The sequence below is a fragment of the Anaeromyxobacter soli genome, assembly GCF_022808855.1.
Classification (GTDB): domain Bacteria; phylum Myxococcota; class Myxococcia; order Myxococcales; family Anaeromyxobacteraceae; genus Anaeromyxobacter; species Anaeromyxobacter soli.
The window spans coordinates 19,029-45,306 of record NZ_JAKZLF010000018.1 but is presented as its reverse complement, the minus strand read 5'-3'; the positions used below and the strand labels follow the sequence as shown (position 1 = coordinate 45,306).

Below are 26,278 nucleotides of genomic sequence, written 5' to 3'. Positions count from 1 at the left end.
CCGCGTCTAGTCTCGTCCGGCCTTGGCCAACGTCCTCAAGTCGAAGCGCGTCCAGGTGCTCGGGGCGCTCATGCTCGCCTCGGGCATGCCGCTGGGGTTCGTCTTCAACACCTTCCAGATCTTCCTCCGGAGCGCCGGCGTCGATCTGAAGACGATCGGGATCCTCTCCGCGGTGTCGCTCCCGTGGAGCCTCAAGTTCCTGTGGGCGCCGCTCGTGGACCGCTACGCGCTGCCCCGCCCGGACCGGCGGCGGAGCTGGATCGTGCTGGCCCAGATCGCGCTCGCCCTCGGGCTCTTCGCGTTCGCGGCCTACGCGGGCTTCGCGCTGGAGCGCGATCCGGCCACCGGCCGCATCGCGATCGCGGCGAGCGCCGCGGCGGTGCTCGGCGCGATCGCGCTGTTCATCACCATCGCGTCCGCCACCCAGGACATCGCGCTCGATGCCTACTCGGTCGAGGTGCTCGAGCCGGACGAGCAGGGGCCCGCGAGCGGCCTGCGGGTCATGTGGTACCGGATCGGCATGCTCGTGGCGGGCGCGCTCGCGATCTTCTCGGCGCAGTGGCTCCCCTGGCCGGTGGTGTTCGCCCTGCTCGGCGGCCTGTTCCTCGCCTCCATCGCGCTGACGCTCTGGGCCGACCCCCCCGTGCGGCCGGCCGCCGCGCCGCGCTCGCTCAAGGCGGCGATCGTCGAGCCCTTCCGGACCTACTTCGGCCGCCCGCAGGCGCTCACCGTGGCCGCGTTCCTCGTGCTCTACAAGTTCGGCGACAACGCCGCCGGCACGATGGTGAACCCGTTCCTGAAGGACATGTGCTTCTCGAACGCCGAGATCGGCCTCGCCGTGAAGATCATCGGCACGGCCGCGACCATCGCGGGGACCGGCCTCGGCGCCGCGCTCATGTCGCGCCTCGGCCTGGGCCGGGCGCTGTGGGCGTTCGGCTTCGCCCAGGCGGGCGCGATCGGCTTCTACGCGCTCGCCGCCGCCGCCCGCGCCGCTCCCCTCGACGTGGCGCTCTGCGCCACCCTCGAGCCCATCTCGGCGGCGGCGCGCGGCTGGACCTACGTCGGGATCGCGGCGGAGTACGCCTCGCAGGGGATGGGCACGGCCGCCCTGCTCGCGCTCATCCTCCGCGTCTGCGACAAGCGCTACAGCGCCACGCAGTACGCGCTCCTCTCGAGCCTCTTCGGCTTCGGGCGGACGCTCTCCGGGATCCCGAGCGGCGTCCTCGCCGAGCGGCTCGGCTACCCCCTCTTCTTCGCCTCCTGCATGGCGCTCGCGATCCCCGGGCTCCTCGTGCTGCAGCGTCTCGCGCCCCTCCACCAGCGCGACGTGCTGTCCTCCGAGTCCGCGGGCGGCACGCCGGCCTGACCCGGAGGCGGCAGCGAGCGCGCCGCACACCGCCCCGCCTCCGCGCACACGCCCTGCCGCTCGCGCCCTTTCCGTGCGGCGGGACCGCCGCTAACATGCGCGCCCGCGCCGCTTTTGGCGCGCAGCTTCCTGGAGGAAGACTCATGAAGAACGTGATCCGCACCGCGGCCGCGCTGGCGCTGCTGCTCCTCGCCCCCGCCGCGCTCGCTCAGGGCCGCGGCGCCCGCAGCTCGAGCGGGCTCACCAACGCCAACGTCCTCCTCGGCTTCGAGGACGGCGACGGCAACACCGGCCTCGCGCTCCGCGGCGACCTGGAGATGCTGCCGACCCACCTCGGCCCGAACACGAACCTCTCGCTCGTGCTGTCGCTCGGGTACTCGCGCTTCTCCGACTCCTACTACGGGTGGGAGTGGGGCATGAACCTCTTCAAGCTCGTGCCCGCCGCGCGGTTCGGGTTCGACGTGGCGCCGCGCTTCGGCCTCTACGGCGACGCCGGCCTCGGCCTGTACTTCGCCAACATGTCCGTGAAGGAGCGCGACCCCTACTACGGGACGTGGACGAAGGCCTCCGACTCCACCGTCGGCCTCGTCATGCGGCTCGCCGCCGGCGCGAAGTTCGACGTGACGCCGACCTTCGGGCTCGGCGCCGAGATCGGCGTGAACCCGTACTTCGGCGGCGACTACGAGGACACGACGTTCACCGGGATGCTGCTGGCGTCGTTCCGGATGTAGCGCTCGCAGCGCCGACCGGGACGAGCACGTCCACGGTCCCCTGCCGTCCCACCCCCCGGACCGGCCAGAGGTGGAACGCGCGGAGCCATCGCTCCGCGTGCTCCTCCTCGCCGGCGGGGCGGCAGATGCGGAGCGACTCCGGGGGACGCCCCTTCCACAGCGGCGCGGTCGGGTTCGAGCGGTGCGTGAGGCCGTACACGCGCCGCGCGAGCCCGCGCTCGCGCGCGACGAGGGCGGCGTGCCACACCGTCGGCCACACCGACCAGTAGTCCCCCGCGACGAGCTCGCAGCCCGCCGCGAGCACGTCCTCCGTCCGCGCGCCCGCCGCGGCGTCGAGGTCCGCGCGCACGCGCGCGAGCGACGGGGCGCCGTAGGCCGCGAGCGCCGCCGCCGGCACCAGCGCCAGCGCGGCCGAGCCCGCCGCCGCCGCGAGCCTCGGGAGCCGCGCCAGCGGCTCCGCCAGGAGCGACACCGCCGCGAGGTGGACGAGCACGGCCGAGGGGGCGAGGTAGCGCCAGTGGAAGGCGTTCGCCTCGACCCACTCCAGCGCGCCCACGAACAGCGCGTAGCCGAGCGCCGCCGCGAGGAGCGCGCCGGCACGCACGAGGGCGCCCGCGAGCTGCGGCCGGAGCGGACGGGTGAGGAGGAGCGCCAGGCCCGCCGCGGCGATCGCGACGAGCGCGAGCCCCCAGCGCCGCTCGTCGTGCCACGCCAGCCCGAAGAACGACGTCCACGCCCGGGGCCAGCGCTCCACGGGGAGCGCGCCCATCGGGAGCCGCAGGCGATGGCCGGTGAGGAGGGGGTACAGCCGCAGGAGCACGTGGCCCGCCGCGAGGCCGGCGCCGAGGAGCGCCCCTTCGCGCACGAGCCGGGCGCGCACGGCCCGCCGCTCCGCCCCCTCGACGAGGTCCCCGCCCGCGCGCGCGAGGGCGAGCCCCAGGAGCACGATGCCCGCCACCGCGTTCACCCAGTGGGCGGCGACGACGAGGAGGAGCGCCGCCGCCGTGCGGAGCCAGGCGAGCCGCGGCGGCCACGGCGCGCCGCCCCCGCCCTCGCCCCCGCCCGCGCTCGGCGGCCGCTCCGCCAGGGCGAGCCCCGCGAGCGCGAGCGCCGTGGACAGCCCGTAGGGCTGGGAGGCGAGGTACTCGAAGAGCCAGGGGGCCGGCGCGAGCAGGAGCAGCGTCCCGGCCGCGAGGAGGCCGGCGAGCGGCCAGTCGCGCCCCGCGAGCGCGTGCCGCGCGAGCAGGACGAGCGAGGCGAGGCCCGCGAAGGCGGTCAGCGCCCGCTGCAGGAGGAGGTTCGCGAGCGGATCGCGGAGCGGGAGCGCGACGAGCGGGACGAGCATCCCGAAGCGCTCCTGGTCCCAGAAGAAGGGGGTCCAGCGCTGGAGCGAGACGAGCACGGGGACGAGGGAGTCCCCCTGCTCGAGGCGATGAAAGCTCCCGAGGTCCACGAGCGCAGCCGCGCTCGCCAGCGCCGCGACGAGGATCGCGCCCCGCCACGCGCCCCGCGCCCAGCTCACGCCGCCCTTCACGTGCCTCTCCTCCCGCCGTCGGCCTCGGCCCGGACCGCGCCGGCGCCGCGGCCACATCCTCGCCCAGAACGGCCGCGGGCGCGACGCCGGTGCGCCGCGCCCGCCAGGGAGAGCCAGCTCGGAGGGACCGCTACTTCGGACGTGCGGCGCGCTCCTTCGCCTCCTGCGCGAGCGCGCGGACGGAGAAGCCGGGCGTCTGCGCGTACTCGTCGGTGGCGACGGTCGGGAAGGGCTTGGCGCGCGCGCGCATCTCCTCGAGCTTGTCCGCCGGGATCGACGGCGAGCCGCGGCGGAGCCACGGATCGTACTGATAGGAGATCGGCGGCCCGCGGAGGAGCCGCTTCTCGTCCCAGATCTGCGCGCCGCGCTCGTAGGACGGCGGGGTGTGCTCGCCCGAGTCCATGCGAATGGCGTCCTTCGGGCACGCCTCCACGCAGAACCCGCAGACGATGCAGCGCAGCTCGTCGATGACGAACTTCACCGGGTACTTCTCGATGGGATCGTCCGGGTACTCGCCCGCCTCGATGTAGATGCACTGCGCCGGGCAGGCGGTCGCGCACATGTAGCAGGCGACGCAGCGGGGCTTGCCGTCCTCGCGCGGGACGAGCCGGTGCAGGCCGCGGTAGCCGGGGGGATACGGCGCGCGCTCCTCGGGGTACTGGAGCGTCGCGTTGTCCGACCACAGCTCGCCGCGCCGGCGCTCGAGGACGTCCGGGTTCTTGTCGCGCGTGAGGAACAGGTTCCGGAGGAAGTGCTTCGTGAGCACGCCGATGCCCCGGATGATCTCCGGGAAGTACATCCGCTCGCGCAGATCGGCGGGCCGGTTCTCGATCGGATAGGGCATGGGTCAGTGTCCCGCGACGGCGTGGGCGGCGGCGTGGTCGTGCTCCCCCGGAGCGGGAGCGCGGCCGACCGCGGCGGTGATGGCGCCGATGATGACGATCGTCGCGACGCCGATCCAGGCGAGCAGCTGCATCGAGGGGTCGAGGAGCAGCGCGCCGGCCGTGATGAAGATGTTGGCGATGGCCGCGGGGAGCAGGATCTTCCAGCAGAGCTTCTGGATCTGGTCGAAGCGGAAGCGCGGCAGGAGCCAGCGGATCGTGAGCTGGAGCCACATCAGCACGATCATCTTCGCGAGGAACGCCCCACCGCAGATCGCCCCGAACCAGAGGGGCGTCACGGTCTGACGGAGCCACTCGGTCGAGACGACGATGGGGTGCCAGCCGCCGAGGAACACCGCGGTGATGATCGCGGAGAGGACCACGATCTCCACGAACTCCGCGAGGAACATCAGGCCGAACTTCATGCCCGAGTACTCGACGAAGTAGCCGACGATCTCGCTCTCGCCCTCGGGCAGGTCGAACGGCGCGCGCTTCGTCTCGGCGAACGCGCTCGCGAAGAAGATGAGGAACCCGACCGGCTGGAGGAGGATGCCGAGCGCCGGGACGGGGCCGAGGACCGCGAGCCCCTGCGCGGTCACCATCTCCTCGAGGCGCAGGGTGCGGTACGCGAGCATCGTCCCGACGAGCGACAGCCCGAGCGAGACCTCGTAGCTGATCATCTGCGAGGAGGCGCGGACGCCGCCGAGCAGCGCGAGCTTGTTGTTCGACGCCCAGCCCGCGAGCGAGGTGCCGTACACCGCGAGCGAGGAGATCGCGAAGATGTAGAGCAGCCCGGCGTCGGGGCTCGCCACCTGCAGCGCGACGCCCGCGCTGCCGAGCGCGCCGGCGGCCGAGTCGACGATGGCGCCGAGCGGGATCGGAGGCCCGAGCGGGATGATCGCGAACAGCGCGAACACGGGCGCGAACGCGAGCGCGGGCGCCATCTCGTAGAGGACCCGCGTCCGGCCGCGCGGCGGGGCGCTCTCCTTCGTCAGCATCTTGAGCGCGTCGGCGGCGAGGAACGGGATGCCGCCGAGGGCGGACCCGAGCACCTTGATGCGGTTCGCGCCGATGCGGTTCTGCATCATGGCGGACCACTTCCGCTCCGCGACCGTGAGGAGCGAGCCCGAGATCATCATGACCACGAGCATCAGCGTGACGACGTTGGCGATCGCGGCGCCGAACGACGGCGGCGCGCCGAGGTACTCGGCGAACACCCACGCGAGCCCGCCGGCGGCCAGGTAGAACGCGGCCGAGAGCCCGACGAGGCCGGCCACCACCGCGCCGATGAGCACCACCATCCCGATGAGACGGTTCACTTGGCCCTCCTCCTAGGTCGTGCGGGCGAGGGCGCGGCGGGCGTCCTCGGACGTCTCGGGGGGAACGCGGTCGCGGTAGCCGGGGAGCCGGCCGTCCACGGTGCCGGCGGCGAGCGGGACGATCCCGGGCCGGCGGCGGGTGGACGGCAGCGAGTCCCAGCGGAAGTCGCCGAGCGCCGTCCCGAGCCGCGGCCCGAGCTCGACGAACACGTCGCGCGCGGTCGCGAACCGGTAGGACAGCCCCAGCGCGCGCCCCAGCTCGGACGCGAGCAGCCAGTGCGGCCGGGAGTCGCCCCGCGGGAAGTACGCGAGCTCGAACCGCTGCGCCCGCCCCTCGAAGTTGACGAACGTGCCGTCGCTCTCCGAGTGCGGCGCGGCCGCCAGGAGCACCGTGGCCTGACGCGCCACCGGCCCGTCGTCGTAGGACTGCGCCACGAGCACCTCGGCGCCCTCGAGCGCCGCGGCGGCGGCGGGATCCGGGACCTCCGTCCCGACCGCCCAGACCGCCCGGACCTTCCCGGCGGCGACCGCCGCGGTGAGGTCGCCGAACGGCCGCACCGCGAGCCCGAGCGCCTGCGCGACGAGCTCGAGCCCCTTGCGGTTCGGGTTCTCGTCGGCGCGCTTCAGGAAGGCGTCCTGCCAGCCGTCGCGGCGACCGCCGACGAAGACCTCGGCGACCCCGAGCGCCTCCTTCGCGACCGTCGCCGCGGCGAGGAGGTCCTCGAGCGAGGCGAGCGGCGAGAGCAGCACCGCGAGGCTGCCGGCGCGGGCGTGCGGCGCGAGCTCGGCGGCGGCCCGCTCCACGGCGACCTCGCGGGCCAGCACCTTGGCCTGGGCGCCGCGGCCCTCGCGCGAGAGGAGCGCGCGGTCCGCGTTCAGGTACTTGTACGAGACCCGGCCCTCGTCACACATCCACTCCTGGTTGACGGCGTCGTTCTCGCGCGGGCGGTAGCGGTAGGTGGTGTCGTTCAGGTAGTCGAGGAAGGTGTTGCAGCCGCGCGCGCAGCCGGTGCACACCGACCGCGCGGCGCTCATGAACCAGACGCGGCCGCGGAAGCGGAAGTCCGCCGAGGTGAGCGCGCCGACCGGGCAGATGTCGACGACGTTCCCGGAGTACTTGGAGTCGAGGGGCTGCCCGGGGAACGTGGTGATGAAGCTCTCGTTCCCGCGCTCGGCGACGCCGAGCTGCGGCTCCTTCGCGATCTCGCGCATGAAGCGGACGCAGCGCGTGCAGAGGATGCAGCGCTCCTGATCGAGCACGACCATGGGCCCGAGCACGACCCGCTTGCCCTTCGTCACCTTGGGCACGTCGAGGCGCGAGGGCTGCCGGTCGTACTTCATGTAGTAGTCCTGCAGCTTGCACTCCCCGGCCTGATCGCAGATCGCGCAGTCCACCGGGTGGTTCAGGAGCAGGAACTCGAGCGTGGCGCGCTGCTGGTCCTTCACGCGCGGCGTCTCGGTCTTGACGGCGACGCCCTCGGAGATCGGCATCTGGCACGCCGGCATGAGCTTGCCGCCGGGCGCGTTCGACATCTCGACGAGGCACATCCGGCAGTTGGCCGCGATGGAGAGGCGCTTGTGGTAGCAGTAGTACGGGATCTCGATCCCGAGCGCCTTCGCGGCCTCGATGACGGTCGTGCCGGGCTTCGCGACCACCTCGCGCCCGTCGATCGTCGCCGTGACCATGCCGGGGTTCTTCGGCGGCGGCGGCGCGGGCGGGCCCGGCGGCGGCTTGGGCGGCGCGGCGGCGGGGGCCTCGGGCTTCTTCTCTTCGGCCATTGCTCGTTCGCTCCTGTGGATTCCGGCGCGGCTACTGCTCGACCTCGCCGCCGATCATGTTGATGCTGTCGAACGTCGGGATGAGGTCGGAGAGCAGCGAGTCCTTCGTCATGAACGGCAGGGCGGCCAGCATGGGCCAGCCCGGCGCCCGCAGGCCCAGCTTGTACGGGCGCCCGCCGCCGTCCGACACGACGTAGAAGCCGAGCTCGCCGTTGGCCGCCTCGGTGTAGCTGTACGCCTCGCCGGCGGGGACCTGGATCCCCTCCATGATGATCTTGAAGTGGGCCATGAGGCCCTCGATCGTCCCGTAGACGAGCGGCTTCGGCGGCAGGACGTAGCGGAAGTCCTGGACGGCGATCTCGCCCGGCTCCATCTGCGTGAAGCACTGGCGGATGATCCGATCGGCCTGCCGCATCTCCTCCATGCGCATCTGGTACCGGTCGAAGTTGTCGCCGTTCGTCCCCACCGGGATGTCGAAGTCCACCCGGTCGTAGACGAGGTACGGCGCCGCCTTGCGCAGGTCGAACGGCTCGCCCGACGCGCGCAGGCACGGGCCGGTGAAGCCGAGCTCGATCGCGTCCTCGCGCGGCACGACGCCCGTCCCGCGGGTGCGATCGATGAAGATGCGGTTGCGGGAGAGCAGGCCGTCGATCTCGTCGACGTACCCCTTCACGCGATCGAGCGTCTTCCCGGTCTTCTCGACCCAGCCCTCGGGCGCGTCCCGCGCCACGCCGCCGACGCGCGCGTAGTTCGAGGTGAGGCGCGCGCCGCACAGCTCGGCGAGCCGGTCCCAGATGATGTCGCGCGCCTCGACCGCGTAGAGGAACACCGTCATCGCGCCGAGCTCCATGCCCATGGCGCCGACGAGCGTGAGGTGGTCGCAGATGCGGTGGAGCTCGGAGGTGATGACGCGCAGGTACTTCGCCCGCTCGGGCACGTCGAGCTTGCACAGCTTCTCGACGGCGAGGGCGAAGCCCACGTTGTTCATGATGGAGCTGACGTAGTTGAGCCGGTCCGTGTACGGGAAGCACTGCGTCCACGTCACGTTCTCGCAGCTCTTCTCGAACCCGCGGTGGAGGAAGCCGATGTCGAGCTTCATCTCGCGGATGATCTCGCCGTCGAGCTCCACCACCGCCCGCGTCACGCCGTGCATGGCGGGGTGCGACGGTCCGAGGTTCACCGTCATCCGCCGCGACGGCATGAACGCGTCGAGCTCGCTCTCCCCGGGCCGGAGGCGGAGCTCTTCGCCCGGCGCCGCCGTCTGGACCTCGCCCAGTCCCTTCTTCTCGGTCACGGTCTGCCTCCGTTCACCGTCCGTCCTCGGGGCGCGCCTGCGCGCGCTCGCCGAGGCCGGGGCGCGCTAGTCGCGCGTGGCGGGCCCCGGCCCGCGGTAGATGTCCTTGACCTCACGCTCCTGCACGAGCGGCTGGCGCCCCTTGAGCGGATAGTCCTTGCGGAGCGGGTGCCCGACGAACTCGTCGTACATGAACAGCCGCCGCATGTCCGGGTGGTCGCTGAAGCGGATCCCGTACATGTCGAAGCAGTAGCGCTCGAACCAGTCCGCGCCGCGCCAGAGCGACGTCACGCTCGGCACGACCGCGTCCTGCTCCGGCACCTTCACGCGCAGGCGAATGCGCCGGTTCGTCTTCAGCGAGAGCAGGTTGTAGACGACCTCGAACCGGGGCTCCTGCCCGAGGTAGTCGACCGCGGTGATGTACGGCGCCATGTCGAAGAGCATGCCCGGATCGCTCTTCAGGAAGCGGCACACCTCGACGATGCGCTCCTTCTTCACGAACGCGCAGTCGTCGCCGCCCACGCCCACGTAGGCGTCGTACACGGCATCTGGGAAGCGCTCGACGAGCGCGTCGATCACGACCTTCGACATGGTCCCTCGCTAGCGCGTGGTCGGCGTCTGGCCGACCACGGGCAGAGGCTTGCGGTCGATGAGCTTGTGCTCCTGACCCTGGATCTTCCGCTGCAACAGCATGATGCCGTCGAGCACCTGCTCCGGCCGCGGCGGGCAGCCCGGGACGTAGACGTCTACCGGGATGATCCGGTCGATGCCCTGCACCGTCGCGTAGTTGTCGTAGAAGCCGCCCGACGACGCGCAGACGCCGAACGCCATCACCCACTTCGGCTCGGTGATCTGCTCGTACACGCGCCGGAGGATCGGCGCCTGCTTGCAGTTCACGGTGCCGACGACGATGAGGAGGTCCGCCTGGCGCGGCGAGAAGCGCGGCAGCGCGGCGCCGAAGCGGTCGAGGTCGTAGCGCGCCGACGCGACGGTCATGTACTCCATGCCGCAGCAGGCGGTGACGAACGGATACTGGAAGAGCGAGTACTTCCTCGCCCACCCGAGGCCCTTGGAGACGAGCCCCTGCAGGAAGCCCTGCGCCTCGTCGCGGCGGGTGGTGATGACGGGGACGGTGTCGAGCTCGGATGCCATTGCGACTCCTAGTCCGCCCAGTCGAGCACGCCCTTCTTCCAGACGTACACGAGGCCGGCCACCAGCGTGGCCACGAAGATACCCATTGAGACGAACCCGGCCCAACCGAGGCCCGGGTAGCCCTGGCTCGGCAGGAGCAGCACGGCCCACGGGTAGAGGAAGATCGCTTCGATGTCGAAGACGATGAAGAGCAGCGCGACGACGTAGAACTTCACGCCGAACCGCTCTCGCGGAGAGCCGGCGGCTGGCTCCGACCCGCACTCGAACGGGGTGCTCTTCACCACGCTCGGCCGACGAGGACCGAGCAGGTTGGCGAGCGCCACCATGAGGGCCGCGAGTCCTACCGCCACCAGCAGAGCGACGCCAATCGGGAAATAGGTCTGGAGGGGTGTCAGCATGGGTGGGCAGGGGTCCGCTTGGAGGCCCCTTAAGTGCCTGTCGCGATCAGGGTTGTCAACGGGTTTGGCCCCCTTGACACAGGGGGGGCGTTATGTAGACTCCGCCCGCACTTTCCTGAGTTTTGCCGACAACATAGGTCCACTTTAGGAGCGCCGGCATGGGCTTTCAGTTCGGCACCGTCCTCGTCTTCGCGATCGTCACGCTGGGTTTCGCTCTGGGTGGAGTCACCCTGTCGAGGCTCGCCGGTCCGCGCATCCCCAATGCGGAGAAGGCGACCACCTATGAATGTGGCGAGCGGCCCATCGGGGTGGCGTGGTTCAACTTCAATCCACGCTTCTACCTCGTCGCGCTCGTGTTCGTGATCTTCGAGGTCGACATCGCCCTGACGTTCCCGGTGGTGGCCGTCTACCGCGACTGGGTCTCGGCGAGCCCCGCGCTGGCGTGGGTGGCGTTCTTCGAGCTGTTCCTGTTCACCGCCATCCTCGTCGTCGGCCTGGTGTGGGTGTGGGCGCACGGCGACCTCGAGTGGGTGAAGACGCTGGCGCCCTCGCGCGCCTCCGAGGCGCCCCCGGCACGGAAGGCCGCGTAACCCGCACGTGTTGCAACTACAGGAGATCTCCTCGAAATGACGGGACGAACGATGGACGCGGGGGCCGGGGCCGGGGACGTCACCCTGTTCCACACGAGCCAGCTCGACAAGCTCATCAACATGGCTCGCGAGAACTCGCTCTGGTACCTGCTGTTCGGCCTCGCGTGCTGCGGCATCGAGCTCATGCAGTTCGGCGGCCCGCGCGCGGACGTGATGCGCTTCGGCGCGATCCCCCGCGCGAGCCCTCGCCAGGCGGACTTCATGATCGTGGCGGGCACGCTGACGTACAAGATGGCCGAGCGGGCGAAGCTCCTCTACGACCAGATGCCCGAGCCCAAGTACGTCATCTCGATGGGCTCCTGCTCCAACTGCGGCGGCCTCTTCCAGCTCGGCTACTCGGTCTGCAAGGGCGTCGACAAGGTCCTCCCCGTCGACGTCTACGTGCCCGGCTGCCCGCCGCGGCCCGAGGCGCTCACCGAGGGCCTCATCCGCCTGCAGGAGCTCATCCGATCCGAGCCCTGGTCGACGAAGCGTCGAGCGGCAAAGGGGAGCGTCGCGTAGGGCGCCGACAGGCAGGCTTCACGTTTGGTGTTTCCGGACGGGGCGAGCCTGGGCACGCGATGAGCGGCCCGCTCGCCTCGCTTAGCAGCAGGGGAACAGATGACGACCACAGAAATCCATGACCGACTGAAGGCACGGTTCGGCGAGGACGTCGGCCCGCTCTCCGAGCCGAAGATCGACGCCTTCGCGGTCGTGAAGCGGGAGCGGATCGTGGAGATCTGCCGCTTCCTCGCGAAGGAGCCGGGCCTCGAGCTCGACTTTCTCGAGGACCTCACCGCCCTCGACTGGCCGAAGAACAACCAGATCGAGGTCGTCTACCACCTGCTCTCGTACCGGCACCGGCACTCCATCGTGCTGAAGGTCCAGCTGGACCGGGCCGCGCCGTCGATCGCGACCGTCGAGGGCGTGTGGAAGACGGCCAACTGGTTCGAGCGCGAGGTCTACGACCTCTTCGGCGTGACGTTCGAGGGCCACCCCGATCTCCGCCGGATCATGCTCCCCGACGACTGGATCGGCCACCCGCTGCGGAAGGACTACCAGGAGACCGGCGGCTACCACGGGTTCTCCAACGTCCGCGAGAACCCCCTGGTCGAGCTCAAGCGTCTCGACGACGTGCGCCGCGCCGAGGCCGCGAACGCGGCCGGTGGCGTCGACGGCCCCGCGAAGGCGTAGGGAGAACACATGGAGAAGCTCATCCTCCGCCGCGTCGACCGCAACTACGAGGAGATGGTCCTCAACTTCGGTCCGCAGCACCCGTCCACGCACGGCGTCATCAACTTCATCGTCGAGACCGACGGCGAGGTGATGAAGCGGGCGATCCCGGACGTCGGCTACCTCCACCGCTCGATCGAGAAGATCGGCGAGGCGACCGGCTACCCCGGCTTCATGCCGTTCACGGATCGCATCGACTACGTGGCGGCGATGTTCGCGAACGAGGGGTACGCGATCGCCGTCGAGAAGCTCCTCAAGGTCGAGGTGCCGCCCCGCGCGCAGTGGCTCCGGGCGATCAGCTGCGAGCTCGTGCGCATCGCGAGCCACCTCATCGCGGTCGGCACGATGACGATGGACATCGGCGCGTTCACGCCGATGGTCCACGGCCTGCGCGAGCGCGAGGAGATCAACGACTTCATCGAGGCGCTCTGCGGCGCCCGGCTGACCTACAACTACCACCGCATCGGCGGCGTCGCCTTCGACCTGCCGGAGGGGTGGCGGGACAAGGTCCTCGCGTTCCTCGACCGGTTCGACAAGTTCCTCCCCGAGTTCGACCGGCTCATCACCTTCAACGAGATCTACAAGAAGCGCCTCGCGAAGGTCGCCGTCGTCTCCCGCGAGCAGGCCATCAGCTACGGCCTCGTCGGCCCGAACCTGCGCGGCTCCGGCGTCGACTGGGATCTCCGGCGCGACATGCCGTACGGCGCGTACCCGAACTTCGAGTTCGAGGTGCCGGTGGGGAAGGGCTGGGCCGGCGCGGTCGGCGACTGCTTCGACCGCTACTACGTGCGCTGCCTCGAGATGAAGGAGTCCTCGCGCATCGTCCGCCAGGCGCTCGAGACCATCGGCCAGACTCCCGAGGAGATCATGGCGAAGGTGCCGCGCAACGTGAAGCCGGACGCCGGCGAGGTGCTCTCGCGCGTCGAGTCGGCTCGCGGCGAGATGGCCTACTACGTGGTGTCGGACGGGACGAACAAGGCGTACCGCGTCCGCGCGCGCACGGGCTCGTTCACCGCGATGTCCATCATCGAGGACATCTCCGGCGGCCTGATGGTCGCCGACCTGGTCGCGCTCATCTCGTCGCTGGACGTCGTCGCTCCGGAGATCGATCGCTAATGGCCACCGTCACGCTCCCGAAGGGCAACCCCCGGACCAAGCTGCTCGTCACGCTCGTGGTGGCGCTCGCGCTGCCCGTGATCCTGTTCGGCGCCGTGCTCGTGCTCGCCACGATCGCGAAGCCCGAGCCGGTGGCGGTGTTCGTGCGCGAAGTGCTCCACCACGACCCGGCCACCTGGCCGTTCACCGGGCTCGTGTACGGCGTCGCCGCCGGGCTCCTCACCTTCATGATCCTGAACTTCGGCGCGGTCGTCGCCGCGGTCACGATCTGGTGGGAGATGCGGGTCAGCTCCCGCATGCAGAGCCGCATCGGCTACAACCGCGTCGGCGCGGGCGGCTTCTTCCAGTGGATCGCGGACGCGGTGAAGCTCCTCCTGAAGGAGGACCTCATCCCCGCCGACGCGGACCAGCTCCTCTTCCGCGCCGCGCCGTACTTCGTCTTCGCGGGGTTCGGCCTCATCTTCGTCGCCCTCCCCTTCGGCGAGAGCGTCATCGCCGCCGACCTCAACGTCGGCATCTTCTACGTGACGGCCGTCACGGCGCTCGTGGTCGTCGGCATCCTCCTCGCCGGCTGGTCCTCGAACTCCAAGTGGGCGCTCTTCGGCGGCATGCGCTCCGCCGCCCAGGTGATCTCGTACGAGATCCCGGCCGGCCTCGCCGTGATGGTGCCCATCCTCATGGCCGGCACCCTGTCGATGCAGGGGATCATCCGCGCCCAGGGCGCCTGGCCGTGGCAGTGGTTCGTGTTCACGAACCCGGCCGCGCTCGTCGCGTTCGTCATCTTCTTCATCGCGCAGCTCGCGGAGTCGAACCGCCCGCCGTTCGACCTGCCCGAGGCGGAGTCGGAGCTCGTCGCCGGCTACCTGGCCGAGTACACGGCGTTCCGGTACGCGATCTTCTTCCTCGTCGAGTTCGGCAACGTCTGGATCATGAGCGCCATCGCGGTGACGCTCTTCTTCGGCGGCTGGCAGGTGCCGGGCGTCGCCGCGGAGGCGTACGAGGCCGCGCGCGGCGCGGGCGCGCTCCCCGCGCCGGCGTGGTGGGGGCTGCAGGTCGCGTCGATGGCGGTGTTCTTCGTGAAGACGTTCCTCGTGATGAACCTCGTCATCTGGATCCGCTGGACCTTCCCGCGCATCCGCGTGGACCAGATGATGAACCTCTGCTGGAAGTACCTCGTCCCGGGCGCCTTCGCGACGTTCGTCGCCACCCTGCTCTGGCAGATCCTGGTGGCGCGCGTGCCGGTCGCGTCGACCGTGAGCGGCGTGGTCCTCTTCGTCGGCGCCCTCGTCGCCCTGGTGCAGATGCTGCGGCTCGCGAAGCAGAACGTCGAGGCCGGCGGCGATCAGGTCGACCTCTCCAACTGGTAGGCGGGATACGAACATGGCCCAGTCCGTCAGCGAGTACACCGGCGCCATCAAGGACACCGTCAAGTCCTTCTGGCACGGCATGTCGATCACGCTCTCCCACCTGCTCCGCAGGCCGATCACGGTCCAGTACCCGGACCGGACGCCGATGCCGGTGCGGGACATGCTGCCCCCGCGCTACCGCGGGTTCCTCGAGGTGGACACCGCGATCTGCACCGGGTGCCAGGCCTGCGAGCGCGCCTGCCCCATCAACTGCATCCAGATCACGCTCGAGAAGGACCCGGCGAACCCCAAGCAGCGCGTCGTCACGCAGTTCGACATCGACGAGGCGAAGTGCATGTTCTGTGGGCTGTGCGTGGAGCCCTGCCCGACGGGCTCCATCCAGCACACCCGCGAGTTCGAGGGGTCGCAGCGGAACATCCGCAACCTGACCTTCCGCTGGTCCGACGCGCTGAGCCCGTTCCCGGTCTACAAGGTCGACAAGAACGCGGAGTACTACCCCCGCGCGCCGCTCGGCTCGCTCCTGCGCGCCAAGCTCGAGGCGCATCCGTGGAACGAGGCCGGCCCGGTGTTCCTGCCGCCGGAGGCGCCCGGCGCCGCGAAGCCCGTGGCGCAGCCGAAGGCCGCCGCTGCCGCGGGCGCCGCCGGCGCAGCGGCGCCCGCCCCCCGCGCCGCGCCCGCGCCCAAGGCCGTCCCGACGAACGGCGTCCCCGCGCCTGCCGCCGCCGCCGCGGCCGACCCGGTGCCCGCCGCCGAGAAGCCCGTCACCCCGAACCCCGAGACGAAGTGAGGACGCGACCGTGAGATCGAACGCAGGAAAGCTCGTCGCCTGGGGAGTCGCCGTGGCGCTGGTCGCCGCGTTCGCCGCCTACATGACGACGCAGGTCATCCGGCCCGCGGCGGAGGCGAGCCCGCTGCCCACCCCCGGCGCGCTGACGCTGCCCGACATCGTCTTCTACGTGCTCGCCGCCCTGACCGTGGCCGGCGCGGCGGGCGTCGCCCTCTCGCGCAACATCCTCTACTCCGCCCTGGGGCTCCTCACGGCGCTCCTCGGGGCGGGCGGCCTCTACGTCTTCCTGTCGGCGGACTTCGTCGCCATCACCCAGCTGCTCATCTACATCGGCGGCGTGCTGGTGCTCGTGCTGTTCGCCGTGATGCTCACGAGCCGCATCACCGACGTCAAGGTGTCGAACGCGAGCTTCGGGCCGTTCGGCGGCGTCCTGCTCTTCGTCGCGGTGGCGCCGGTCCTCCTCGCCGTCGCGCTGCTCACGCCCTGGGCCGCCCGCGAGCCCGGACCGCTCGCGCCGACGACCGCCGCCATCGGCAACGCGTTCCTCACGCGCTGGCTGCTGCCCTTCGAGGTCGCGTCGATGGTGCTCCTCGCGACGCTGATCGGGGCGGTCGTCATCGCGCGCAAGGAGCTCAAGGCCGACTGAAGGCCGGAGACCCCATGATCTCGCTCACTCACTTCCTCGTCGTCGGTGCGCTGCTCTTCACCCTCGGCCTCGTGACGGTCGCCACCCGTCGCAACGCCGTCGGCATCCTGATGGGCGTCGAGCTCATCCTGAACGGCGCCAACGTGAACTTCGTGGCCTTCAACCACTACGTGACCGGCGGCGTGACCGGACAGGTGTTCGCGCTCTTCGTCATCGTCCTCGCGGCGGCGGAGGCCGCGGTGGGCCTCGCGATCGTCCTCTCCATCTTCCAGACGTTCAAGACCATCGACGTCCGCCACGCGGACCTCATGCGAGAGTAACGATGGAACACGCGAACCTTCAGGTGGTCGGCCACGCGGCCGAGGAGCTCGGCCGGCTGGCCGTGCACCACGTCTCGTACCTCTGGCTCATCCCGCTGTTCCCGCTCGTCGGCGCGGCCATCAACGCGCTCGTCGGGTGGAAGCTGCAGCGGATGTTCGGCAAGAAGATCGTCCACCGCATCGCCGTCACCGCGATGCTCGCGGCGTTCGCGGTGGCGCTGCGGGCGTTCTGGCAGATCCTCCACCTCCCCGCCGAGGAGCGCTTCCTCCAGGACACGCTCTGGAACGTGCTCACCGCCGGGCGCGTGACGGTGGATCTCGCGTTCGCGCTCGACCCGCTCTCGATGATGATGACCCTCGTCGTCACGGGGATCGGGACGCTCATCCACGTCTTCTCCATCGGCTACATGGCCGACGAGCCGGCGTACTGGCGGTTCTTCTCGTACCTGAACCTGTTCATCTTCGCGATGCTGCTCCTCGTCATGGGGGACAACTTCGCGGTGATGTTCTTCGGGTGGGAGGGCGTCGGCCTCGCGAGCTACCTGCTCATCGCCTTCTGGTACACGGATCCGGAGAAGGCCAAGGCCGGCATGAAGGCCTTCGTGGCGAACCGCTTCGGCGACTTCGGCTTCATCGCCGGCCTCCTGCTCCTGTTCTGGGCCCTCGGCGGCGCGTGGACGCCGCGGGACGGCGGCCTCCTCCGCAACACGGACTACCAGCCGGCGGCCGAGCTCAACGCGGTCGCCCCCGCCGCGACCGCGGCCGAGGCGGACGCGCTCGCACCGCGCGTCGAGGGCGTGAAGGTCGGCCCGACGCTGAACTTCCGCGAGCTGCGCGACCAGGTCGTCATCGAGGCGACCGGCGTGAAGGAGCGGCTCGTCCACACGCACATCTGGGGCGTCTCGATCCTCGCGCTCATCGGGATCCTGCTGTTCGTCGGCGCGATGGGCAAGAGCGCCCAGCTGCCGCTCTACGTGTGGCTCCCGGACGCGATGGCCGGCCCCACCCCGGTCTCCGCCCTCATCCACGCGGCGACCATGGTCACCGCCGGCGTCTACATGGTGGCGCGCCTCAACTTCCTCTTCGCGCTCTCGCCGTCGGCGATGGGCTGGGTCGCGCTCATCGGCGCGGCGACGGCGATCTTCGCCGCCTCGATCGGCTTCTTCCAGTACGACATCAAGAAGGTCCTCGCCTACTCGACCGTCTCGCAGCTCGGCTTCATGTTCATCGGCGTGGGCGTGGGCGCGTACTGGGCCGGCACCTACCACCTCCTCACCCACGCGTTCTTCAAGGCGACGCTCTTCCTCGGGTCCGGCTCCGTCATCCTCGGCTGCCATCACGAGCAGGACATGCGGAAGATGGGCGGGCTGAAGAAGTACATGCCCATCACCCGCTGGACGTACCTCCTCGCCTGCATCGCCATCGCCGGGTTCCCGGTGATGAACGGCTTCTACTCGAAGGACGAGATCCTCTTCAAAGCCTTCACGAGCCGTCACCTCGAGCTGTTCGGGGTCGCGACGCCGTGGCTCGGGCCCGCGATCTTCGTCATCGGCATCGTCGCCGCGACCGGCACCGCCTTCTACATGTACCGGTCGTACTACATGACGTTCACCGGCGAGTACCGCGGGAACTCGGGCCACCACGACGAGCACAACGTCGACCCGCACGCCGCCGTCGCGGCGAAGTCGTCGGCGCTCTCGCACTCCGTCCACGCGGACGACGGCGCGGCGCACGCGTTCGGCGCGACGTCGCACGCGCCGGCGCACGGCGCCCTCGCCGACACGCCCGTCCACGCGGCGGCCGTCCACGCCCACGGCGCGCACGGCCACGACGCGGGTCACGCGACGGCGCACGACGACGACGCGGCGCACGGCCACGGGCACCACGGCGGCACGCCGCACGAGTCGCCCTGGACGATGACGCTCGTCCTCGTGCTCCTCGCGGCGGGCTCGTTCCTCACCCTCTTCCTCGGCATCCCGACGCTCTGGAGCCACGCGGCCCCCGCCCTCGAGCACTGGCTCGAGCCCGCGCTCCCCGCCGTGGAGGTCGCGAGCTGGCGGTTCCACGAGGTGCCGCACGCGCTGGAGTGGATGTTCCAGGGCATCGGCGTCCTCGCGGCGACGGTCGGCTGGGTCGCCGCCCGCGCGCTCTACAAGGACGGCAAGAGCGAGGTCCCCGCCCGCCTCAAGGCCCGCTTCGAGGGCGCCTGGACGGTCGTCTACAACAAGTACTACGTGGACGAGCTCTACGCGTTCGCCGTCCTCCGCCCCGCCGTCTCCTTCGCCCGCGCGCTGAGCCGCTTCGACGGCACGGTCATCGACGGCCTCGTGAACTTCGTCGGCGCCGTCGGCCGCACCCTCGGCCGGCTCGACGCCGCCATCGACAAGTACCTCGTGGACGGGCTGGTGAACGCGGTGGCGCAGGCCACGTGGGGCATCGGCCGCCAGATGCGGCACGTCCAGACCGGCCGGATCCAGACGTACCTCTACGGCGCGCTCGGGGGCGCGCTCGTCGTGGTCCTGCTGAACTTCCTCATCTCGTAGCGCCAGGAGAGCCGAGCACATGTTCCTGAACCCGGGCAACGTCCTCAGCTGGGCCACATTCTTCCCGCTCGCCGGAGCGGCCGCGATCGTCGTCCTGCTCGCGGTCCGTTACGTCGCGAACCTCCCCAAGAAGCTCGTCGACGACGGCGCGCGCCTCATCGCGCTGCTCGCCAGCGGGCTCTCGCTCGTCGCGGCGGTCGCCGCGTGGCGCATGTACGATCCGACCGACACGGGCGTGCAGCTCACGCACCACTTCGTGTGGATCCGCTCGTTCAACATCGAGTACTTCGTGGGCACGGACGGGCTCTCGATCTCGATGGTGCTCCTGTCCGGGCTCATCTCCTTCGTCGCGACCATCGCGTCGATGCCGTGGTGGTCGGGCGCCAAGGCCGCCGAGATGGCCGGCATGGTCGAGCACGACCACGGCCACGGGGACGACGCCCACCACCCGAAGCACTTCTCGGTGCGGATGGTGCCCGGCTACATGGTCATGCTGCTGCTCCTGCAGACCGGCATGATGGGCACCTTCGTCGCCCTGGACATGTTCCTCTTCTACGTGTTCTGGGAGGTCATGCTCCTGCCGATGTACTTCCTCATCGGCGTGTGGGGCGGGCCGCGCAAGGAGTACGCGGCGATCAAGTTCTTCCTCTACACCCTCGCCGGCTCCGTGCTGATGCTCCTCGCGATCATCGGCATCTACTACAACAGCGCGCCGGCGATGCTCGCGGACGGGACCCTCTCCTCCGGGCACACGTTCAACATCATCGAGCTCGGCCGCCAGGCCGCGAAGGGCCAGTTCCTCAACGCGGCGCCCATCCTCGGGATCGCGTTCACGAAGCTCGCCTTCGTCGCCCTCTTCATCGGGTTCGCGATCAAGATCCCGATGTTCCCCTTCCACACCTGGTTGCCCGACGCGCACGTCGAGGCGCCGACGCCGATCTCCGTCATCCTGGCCGGCGTGCTCCTGAAGATGGGCATCTACGGCATCCTCCGCTTCAACTACCCCATCCTCCCCGACGCGACCGCGTGGGCCGCGCACGCGATGGCGGTCTTCGGCGTCATCAACATCGTCTACGCCGCGTTCGTCTGCCTCGGGCAGAAGGACCTGAAGAAGCTCATCGCCTACTCGTCCGTCTCGCACATGGGCTTCTCGCTGCTCGGCATGGCGGCCATGACGCCCGCCGGCATCTCGGGCGCGGTGCTGAACCTCTTCACGCACGGCATCATCAGCCCGATGCTGTTCCTCATCGTGGGCGTGATCTACGACCGCGCCCACCACCGTGAGATCGAGAAGTTCGGCGGCCTCGCCTCCGAGCTCCCCGAGTACACCGCGATCATGGGCCTCGCGTTCTTCGCGTCGCTCGGCCTCCCCGGCCTCGCCGGCTTCATCGCCGAGTTCATGGTCTTCACGGGCGCGTTCCCGGTGTTCACCGGCTACACGATCATCTCGGCGACCGCCGTCATCATCACCGCCGCGTACTACCTGTGGGCGATCCACCGGATGTTCCTCGGCAAGCTGAACCCCGTCTACAAGGGGTATCCGGACCTCAACTGGCGCGAGCGCATCTCGCTCTACCCGCTCGCCGCCATCGCGATCGTCCTCGGCTTCTACCCGCAGGCGATCCTCGGGGTCATCAACCGCAGCCTGCACCTCATCATCCAGAACATCCGGCCGCTGTAGGCCCGGAGCGAGACCGTGATGGACTCCTTCCTCCCTCTCGTCGACGAGAACCTGCGCTCCGCGCTCTGGTTCCGGCCGGAGATGGCGCTCACGTTCGGGACGCTGATCCTGTTCGTGCTCGACGTCGTCTTCCGCCGGAGCGCGGCGCGGGTCGCGCTCCTCTCCGCCGCGGCGCTCGCCGTCCTCGCAGCGGCGGCGGGGCTCCTCGCCATCCAGCCGCCGGACGCCCAGTCGCTGTTCAACGGCATGCTCGCGAACGACGCGTTCGCCATCTTCTTCAAGTGGCTGTTCCTCGCGGCGGGGGCGCTCACCGTCGTCATCGCCGCGCAGGGGCGCGACTTCCCGCCCGAGCGCATCGGCCAGTTCTTCGCGCTGCTCATGGCGATCGTGCTCGGGATGTTCATGATGGCGAGCGCGACCGACCTGCTCATGGTCTACCTCTCCCTCGAGCTCGTCTCGATGGTGAGCTACGTCCTCGCGGGCTTCCGCAAGGGCGACCGCAAGGCCGCCGAGGGCTCGCTGAAGTACGTCATCTACGGCGGCGTGGCCTCGGGGGTCATGCTCTTCGGCATGAGCTACCTGTACGGCCTCACGGGCACGACGAGCCTCCACGCGGTCGGCGCCCAGCTGCAGGGGATCCAGGCCGGCTCGGCCGTCTCGGTCGCGGCGACGCGCATCGCGCTCGTGGTCTCCATCGTGTTCGTCACCGCCGGCGTCGGCTACAAGGTCGCCGCGGTGCCGTGGCACATGTGGTGCCCGGACGTGTACGAGGGCGCGCCCACGCCGTTCACGGCGTTCCTCTCCGTCGGCCCGAAGGCCGCGGGCTTCGCGCTCGCGATCCGGATCTTCAACACCGCGCTCGCCGGCCCCGCCTCGCCCGCCACCGGCTTCGCCGTGGCGCTCGCCGGGATCCCCTGGCCCGCCGTCATCGGGGTCGTCTCCGCCGTCACGATGACGCTCGGCAACTTCACCGCGCTCGGGCAGACGAACCTGAAGCGGCTCCTCGCCTACTCGTCCATCGCGCACGCGGGCTACACGCTCATGGGCCTCTCCACGGTCTCCGACCGCGGCGTGCAGGCCGTCATGATCTACATGCTCGTGTACCTCGTCATGAACGTGGGCGCGTTCCTGGTCGTGATCCTCGTCGCCGAGGCGACCGGCTCGGAGTCGATCCTCGACTACCGCGGCCTGTCCAGGCGCCACCCGGTCGCGGCGGTGGCGTTCGCGATCTTCCTGTTCTCGCTCACGGGGCTCCCGCCGTTCGCCGGGTTCGCGGGCAAGTGGTACCTGTTCTACGCGGTCTTCGAGCGGATCGACGGGCCTGGCGGAGGCTGGTACGCGTGGCTCGCGCTCATCGGCGCGCTCAACACGGCGGTCTCGCTCTACTACTACGTGCGCGTGGTGCGGGCGATGTTCATCGACGCGCCGTACACGGCCGACGCGCCGGCCATCCGCGCGCGCCCGGGCTACCAGCTGCTGCTCGGCGGGTTCTCGCTGGCCATCCTGGTGTTCGGGATCTGGTGGACGCCCATGATCCGCTGGACGCAGGCGTCGCTGCAGCTGTTCCGCGGGTAGGCGACCCCCGCAGCGCGCCGCGGCGAGCGGCCCGACCGGTTCCAGCCGGTCGGGCCGTTCTCTTTTCGCGTCCCGCGCGGGCGCCGCCCTCTAGGGCCTGCGAGCCTCGAGGCGCGCGAGGTCCGCCGCGCTCATCGTGACGTCGCCGAAGTGGCGGTCCGGCGAGATCTGCGGTCCGTGGAAGTCGGACCCCGCGGTGGGCACCAGGTCGAGCGCCTCGGCCGCGCGGCGGTACTTCTCGCGCACCGACGGGTTGTGGTCGGCGTGCAGCACCTCGACGCCCTCGACGCCGAACGCGCGCAGCCGCTCGAGATCCCCGCGCTCCAGCCCCGACACGCCGGGGTGGGCGACGGTGGTGGTCCCGCCCGCGGAGCGCACGAGCCGCACGGCCTCCTCGGCGTCGAGCCGGTAGCGCTGGACGTACGCCGGCCGGCCTTCGCCGAGGAAGCGGTCGAACGCCTCCTTCACGTCCACGACCGCCCCCGTCTCCACGATCGCCCGCGCCACGTGCGGCCGACCGATCGTCTTGCCGCCGCTGTACTTCTCGATGTCGTGGACCTGCAGCCGCACGCCGAGCGTGGAGAGCTTCTTCACGATCTGCTCCATGCGGGTGCGTCGCTGGTCCGCCAGGAAGTCCTCGAAGCGCCTCAGGGCCGCGTCCGCCGGGTCCACGAAGTGCCCGAGGAGGTGGATCTCGCGCCGGTCGAGGAACGCGGAGAGCTCGATCCCGGGCACGAAGCGGAGGCCGAGGCGCTCCGCGGCCTCGTTCGCCGCGGGCAGGCCCGCCACCGTGTCGTGATCGCAGAGCGCCCAGACCTTCACGCCGGCCGAGGCGGCGCGCGCCGCGACGTCGCCTGCGGCGAACTGCCCGTCGGACGCGAGGCTGTGCGAGTGCAGGTCGATGAGTCCGTCGGCGGTCGGCCCAGCCATGAAATGTCCACCTCGTGCGTGCTACAATATCGACTTCAAGCACAGCGCGCTCGGCGGGAGAGGTGGCGCGCGGGGAAGGCCTCGATGCAGCACGTACTGCGTATCTCGCGGAAGATCGATTACGGGCTCCGGGCGATGATCTACCTCGCCTCGATCCCGCAGGAGTCGGTGGTGCCCTTCCGGGAGATCGCGCGCCAGATGGACGTACCGGAGGACTTCCTCGCGAAGATCCTGAAGACCCTCGTCGACCAGAGCCTCGTGAAGTCCACGCGCGGCCCGCACGGCGGCTACGCCCTCGCGCGCTCGCCGAACGAGATCAGCTTCCTCGACGTCATCGAGGCGGTGGAGGGGCCGGTCGCCCTGAACGTCTGCCTCGACGGCGAGGACGCTTGCGGTCACTCGACCGCGTGTACCATGGTCTCGGTCTGGCGCCAGGGGCAGGAGCGGATGCTCGACGTCTACCGGCAGGCGAAGCTCGTCGAGCTCGCCTTCAAGCCGGCCGACGACGGCCAGATCGGCCTCGTCCAGCCCCAGCGCCAGTCGTCGGCGCGCGAGGCAGGATCTAGCGGGGACTGCGTCCCCGCCCCAGCGGCGGAGCCGCCGGGGCCCCACCCCTGCTCGGCGGGTCCCGTGAGCCGTCGCGACGGGGTACTCCTCCCTGCTGGCGACATGGCCGCGCCCGCCTCCAGACCGCTGTTCCTTGACGCTCCCCGCGGCGGTCGATAACTTCCGCGCCCGCCATGGCCCAGAACTCCAAGGTTCTCCGGAAGAAGTACCTCTCCCGTCCGCCCGTCGAGCCGATGCGCCTCAGGCCGGGGATGTCGGTCGAGGATCTCGTCGACGTCTATCGCCGCGCGGGCGCCTTCAACGGCGGCCGGCTCGCGGAGGGCTGCGACCTGTTCGGCCGGATGATCGACTCGGGCGCGACGATCGCGCTCACCGTCACCGGCGCCATGGCGCCCGCGGGGGTGGGCGGCGCGATCCAGGCGATGATCGAGGCGGGCTTCGTGGACCTCGTCATCTCCACGGGCGCGAACCTGTACCACGACCTCCACTTCGCGCTGAAGCTGCCGGTCGTCCAGGGCCACTTCCACGTGGACGACAAGGAGCTGTACCAGGCGGGCATCGAGCGCATCTACGACGTGTTCATCACCGAGGATTCGCTCCTCGACACCGACGCCTTCGTGCGCGAGGCGCTCGAGAAGGCGCCCAAGGCGCTGCGCGCCCGCATCTCCACGCCGCAGCTCCACCACTACCTCGGCCAGCTCGTGAACCAGCAGGCGCCGCTGCCGGAGAAGAGCTGGGTCGCGACCGCCGCCCGGTACGACGTCCCGGTGTTCACCTCCTCGCCGGGCGACTCCTCGATCGGCATGAACGTCGCCGCCATGAAGCTCCGCGGCGGCGAGACCACGATCGACCCCGACCTCGACGTCCTCCAGTCGACGGCCATCGTCTACGACGCCAAGGTGAACGGCGTCGTCATCCTCGGGGGCGGCTCGCCCAAGAACTTCTACCTGCAGACCCAGCCGACCCTCTGGCAGATCCTCGACCTCAACCGCGGCGGCCACGAGTACGTCCTGCAGATCTCGACGGACTCGCCGCAGTGGGGCGGCCTCTCGGGCGCGACGCCCTCCGAGGCGATCAGCTGGGGCAAGGTGCAGGCGAACATGATGAAGAACCACGTCGTGGTCTACTCGGACACGACGATCGCAGCGCCGCTCGTGTTCGCGTACGCGCTCGCGACGCGCAAGAAGCGCAAGCCCAAGCGGCTCTTCAAGCGCCTCCCGGACATGTACGAGACGCTCCGCAAGGCCCACGTCAAGAAGCACCCGGGCTCGGACGCGCTGCCGGAGATGCGCGACTCGGGCAAGGCGAAGTCCGTCGGCCCTGGCCGCGCGCTGCCGCGCCGTTAGACGTCCTCCATGTCCTTCGACCCCTCCGCCGCCGCCCAGCCGGGCTCCGGCGTCTTCGGCCTCCCGCACTCGGAGGAGGACGCCGGCGTCGTCCTCGTGCCCGTGCCGTTCGAGGCCACCACCTCCTACGGCGGCGGCACGAACCGCGGCCCCGAGGCGATCCTGTCGGCGAGCCGGCAGGTCGACCTGTTCGACGTGGAGACCGGCCGCCCCTACGAGGCCGGGATCCACATGCTCGAGGTGCCCGCGGCCATCGCCCGGCTCGACGAGGAGGCGCGCGCCGCCGCGGCGCCGGTGATCGCAGCCGGGGGCGTCGTGCAGGGCCGGGACGACCTCGCCCGCGCCGCCCAGGCGGTGGATCGGGCGTGCGAGCAGGTGAACCGGTGGGTAGAGGAGCGCGTCGAGGGCCTGCTCGTGCGGGGCAAGCGCGTCGGCCTCGTCGGCGGCGACCACTCCACGGCGCTCGGCTGCATCGCCGCCCACGCGCGCCGCCACCCCGGGCTCGGCGTCCTGCACGTCGACGCCCACGCCGACCTGCGGGTCGCCTTCGAAGGCTTCACTTACAGCCACGCCTCGGTGCTCTACAACGCGGCGGAGCGCTGCCCGGACATCGGGCGGATCGTGCAGGTGGGGCTGCGCGACCTGTCGGAGGAGGAGCACGCGTACGCCGGCCGGTCGGGCGGGCGCATCGTGCAGCACCACGACGCGCAGCTCGCCCAGGCCCGCTTCGACGGCGAGCCGTGGACGGCCACTGTCCGGCGCATCCTGGAGCCGCTCCCGCGCGACGTCTACGTGTCCTTCGACGTGGACGGCCTCGATCCGACGCTCTGCCCGCATACGGGCACGCCCGTGCCGGGCGGGCTCTCGTTCCAGGAGGCGACGGCGCTCGTCGGCGGCATCGTGCGGAGCGGCCGGCGCATCGTCGGCTTCGACCTCGTGGAGGTCGCCCCCGATCCGGACGGCGGCGAGTGGGACGGCAACGTCGGCGCGCGCCTGCTCTACAAGCTCGTCGGCTGGATGCTCCGCTCGCAGGCGGCCTGATCCTCGGACGGGCGAGGCCCTGACGCGGAGCGCCGTCGCGCCT

25 protein-coding genes are annotated in these 26,278 nt (G+C 70.6%); 16 read left to right on the top strand and 9 right to left on the bottom strand.

Translation table 11 applies throughout. The features are described 5' to 3' along the window. The first annotated feature begins 22 nt into the window (after window positions 1-22). Together MLV88_RS13660 and MLV88_RS13655 are read left to right on the top strand one after the other, a co-directional pair. Entirely contained in the window at window positions 23-1,366 is a 1,344-nt protein-coding gene (locus MLV88_RS13660; RefSeq protein WP_242340375.1) for an AmpG family muropeptide MFS transporter, read from the top strand. Between the two features lie 143 nt (window positions 1,367-1,509). Further along, window positions 1,510-2,097, top strand: a complete 588-nt coding sequence (locus MLV88_RS13655; protein ID WP_242340376.1) for an outer membrane beta-barrel protein — start codon at window positions 1,510-1,512, stop codon at window positions 2,095-2,097. Here MLV88_RS13655 and MLV88_RS13650 read toward each other — a convergent pair. The 8 genes from MLV88_RS13650 to MLV88_RS13615 all read right to left on the bottom strand — a co-directional run bounded on the left by MLV88_RS13650 (window position 2,063) and on the right by MLV88_RS13615 (window position 10,454). Continuing rightward, window positions 2,063-3,631, bottom strand: coding sequence for a hypothetical protein (locus tag MLV88_RS13650; RefSeq protein ID WP_243337700.1), 1,569 nt, complete (start codon window positions 3,629-3,631; stop codon window positions 2,063-2,065). The two genes, MLV88_RS13655 and MLV88_RS13650, sit on opposite strands and share 35 nt — an antisense overlap. Window positions 3,632-3,761: 130 nt before the next feature. After that, window positions 3,762-4,475 carry a NuoI/complex I 23 kDa subunit family protein gene (locus MLV88_RS13645; RefSeq protein ID WP_243337698.1) on the bottom strand — a complete coding sequence of 238 codons (714 nt, stop codon included), beginning with the start codon at window positions 4,473-4,475 and terminating at the stop codon, window positions 3,762-3,764. Between the two features lie 3 nt (window positions 4,476-4,478). Next, window positions 4,479-5,831: a complex I subunit 1/NuoH family protein gene (locus MLV88_RS13640; protein ID WP_242356638.1), complete on the bottom strand. Its 1,353-nt coding sequence runs from the start codon at window positions 5,829-5,831 to the stop codon at window positions 4,479-4,481. Window positions 5,832-5,843: 12 nt separating this feature from the next. After that, on the bottom strand, window positions 5,844-7,610 hold the full coding sequence (locus MLV88_RS13635) for a 2Fe-2S iron-sulfur cluster-binding protein (protein ID WP_242356641.1): 1,767 nt from the start codon (window positions 7,608-7,610) through the stop codon (window positions 5,844-5,846). A 31-nt stretch (window positions 7,611-7,641) separates the two neighbouring features. Next, a complete protein-coding gene (locus tag MLV88_RS13630; RefSeq protein ID WP_374109411.1) occupies window positions 7,642-8,904 on the bottom strand; it encodes an NADH-quinone oxidoreductase subunit D in 1,263 nt (420 codons plus the stop codon). A 66-nt stretch (window positions 8,905-8,970) separates the two neighbouring features. Further along, on the bottom strand, window positions 8,971-9,495 hold the full coding sequence (locus MLV88_RS13625) for an NADH-quinone oxidoreductase subunit C (protein WP_242340381.1): 525 nt from the start codon (window positions 9,493-9,495) through the stop codon (window positions 8,971-8,973). A 9-nt stretch (window positions 9,496-9,504) separates the two neighbouring features. Then, window positions 9,505-10,056, bottom strand: a complete 552-nt coding sequence (locus MLV88_RS13620) for an NADH-quinone oxidoreductase subunit B (RefSeq protein ID WP_242340382.1) — start codon at window positions 10,054-10,056, stop codon at window positions 9,505-9,507. Between the two features lie 8 nt (window positions 10,057-10,064). Further along, complete coding sequence (locus tag MLV88_RS13615) at window positions 10,065-10,454, bottom strand: NADH-quinone oxidoreductase subunit A (protein ID WP_242340383.1); 390 nt, start codon at window positions 10,452-10,454, stop codon at window positions 10,065-10,067. 158 nt (window positions 10,455-10,612) lie between these two features. On the opposite strand from MLV88_RS13615, the gene MLV88_RS13610 reads away from it, so the two are divergent. The 11 genes from MLV88_RS13610 to MLV88_RS13560 all read left to right on the top strand — a co-directional run bounded on the left by MLV88_RS13610 (window position 10,613) and on the right by MLV88_RS13560 (window position 22,351). Then, the gene (locus MLV88_RS13610) at window positions 10,613-11,044 is read left to right on the top strand and encodes an NADH-quinone oxidoreductase subunit A (RefSeq protein WP_242340384.1); all 432 of its coding nucleotides are present in this window, start codon (window positions 10,613-10,615) and stop codon (window positions 11,042-11,044) included. Between the two features lie 36 nt (window positions 11,045-11,080). After that, on the top strand, window positions 11,081-11,605 hold the full coding sequence (locus tag MLV88_RS13605) for an NADH-quinone oxidoreductase subunit B (RefSeq protein ID WP_242340385.1): 525 nt from the start codon (window positions 11,081-11,083) through the stop codon (window positions 11,603-11,605). 99 nt (window positions 11,606-11,704) lie between these two features. Continuing rightward, window positions 11,705-12,277: an NADH-quinone oxidoreductase subunit C gene (locus tag MLV88_RS13600; protein ID WP_242340386.1), complete on the top strand. Its 573-nt coding sequence runs from the start codon at window positions 11,705-11,707 to the stop codon at window positions 12,275-12,277. Between the two features lie 9 nt (window positions 12,278-12,286). Continuing rightward, the gene (locus tag MLV88_RS13595; protein WP_242356643.1) at window positions 12,287-13,432 is read left to right on the top strand and encodes an NADH-quinone oxidoreductase subunit D; all 1,146 of its coding nucleotides are present in this window, start codon (window positions 12,287-12,289) and stop codon (window positions 13,430-13,432) included. Further along, complete coding sequence (locus MLV88_RS13590) at window positions 13,432-14,799, top strand: complex I subunit 1/NuoH family protein (RefSeq protein WP_242340388.1); 1,368 nt, start codon at window positions 13,432-13,434, stop codon at window positions 14,797-14,799. The genes MLV88_RS13595 and MLV88_RS13590 overlap by 1 nt, the downstream gene beginning before the upstream one ends. A gap of 13 nt (window positions 14,800-14,812) precedes the next feature. Further along, window positions 14,813-15,586 carry a NuoI/complex I 23 kDa subunit family protein gene (locus MLV88_RS13585; RefSeq protein ID WP_243337696.1) on the top strand — a complete coding sequence of 258 codons (774 nt, stop codon included), beginning with the start codon at window positions 14,813-14,815 and terminating at the stop codon, window positions 15,584-15,586. Window positions 15,587-15,596: 10 nt separating this feature from the next. Continuing rightward, a complete protein-coding gene (locus MLV88_RS13580; RefSeq protein WP_242340084.1) occupies window positions 15,597-16,232 on the top strand; it encodes an NADH-quinone oxidoreductase subunit J family protein in 636 nt (211 codons plus the stop codon). A gap of 14 nt (window positions 16,233-16,246) precedes the next feature. Next, entirely contained in the window at window positions 16,247-16,552 is a 306-nt protein-coding gene (gene nuoK / locus MLV88_RS13575; RefSeq protein WP_242340083.1) for an NADH-quinone oxidoreductase subunit NuoK, read from the top strand. Between the two features lie 2 nt (window positions 16,553-16,554). Further along, window positions 16,555-19,095 carry an NADH-quinone oxidoreductase subunit L gene (locus tag MLV88_RS13570; RefSeq protein WP_242356503.1) on the top strand — a complete coding sequence of 847 codons (2,541 nt, stop codon included), beginning with the start codon at window positions 16,555-16,557 and terminating at the stop codon, window positions 19,093-19,095. A 19-nt stretch (window positions 19,096-19,114) separates the two neighbouring features. Further along, window positions 19,115-20,776 carry a complex I subunit 4 family protein gene (locus tag MLV88_RS13565; RefSeq protein WP_242340081.1) on the top strand — a complete coding sequence of 554 codons (1,662 nt, stop codon included), beginning with the start codon at window positions 19,115-19,117 and terminating at the stop codon, window positions 20,774-20,776. 18 nt (window positions 20,777-20,794) lie between these two features. Then, window positions 20,795-22,351 (top strand): NADH-quinone oxidoreductase subunit N, encoded by a 1,557-nt coding sequence (locus MLV88_RS13560; RefSeq protein ID WP_242340080.1) that lies wholly within the window; start codon window positions 20,795-20,797, stop codon window positions 22,349-22,351. Between the two features lie 90 nt (window positions 22,352-22,441). On the opposite strand, the gene MLV88_RS13555 is transcribed toward MLV88_RS13560, so the two are convergent. Next, window positions 22,442-23,281 carry a PHP domain-containing protein gene (locus MLV88_RS13555; RefSeq protein WP_242340079.1) on the bottom strand — a complete coding sequence of 280 codons (840 nt, stop codon included), beginning with the start codon at window positions 23,279-23,281 and terminating at the stop codon, window positions 22,442-22,444. Window positions 23,282-23,365: 84 nt separating this feature from the next. Between MLV88_RS13555 and MLV88_RS13550 the strand changes: the two genes are divergently transcribed. From MLV88_RS13550 to MLV88_RS13540, 3 genes are read left to right on the top strand one after another with little or no spacing between them, the layout of a single operon-like run. Beyond that, window positions 23,366-24,007 (top strand): RrF2 family transcriptional regulator, encoded by a 642-nt coding sequence (locus MLV88_RS13550; RefSeq protein ID WP_243337695.1) that lies wholly within the window; start codon window positions 23,366-23,368, stop codon window positions 24,005-24,007. Between the two features lie 14 nt (window positions 24,008-24,021). After that, window positions 24,022-25,194 carry a homospermidine biosynthesis protein gene (locus MLV88_RS13545; RefSeq protein WP_242340077.1) on the top strand — a complete coding sequence of 391 codons (1,173 nt, stop codon included), beginning with the start codon at window positions 24,022-24,024 and terminating at the stop codon, window positions 25,192-25,194. A gap of 9 nt (window positions 25,195-25,203) precedes the next feature. Further along, the gene (locus MLV88_RS13540; RefSeq protein WP_242340076.1) at window positions 25,204-26,235 is read left to right on the top strand and encodes an agmatinase family protein; all 1,032 of its coding nucleotides are present in this window, start codon (window positions 25,204-25,206) and stop codon (window positions 26,233-26,235) included. The last annotated feature ends 43 nt before the right edge of the window (window positions 26,236-26,278 follow it).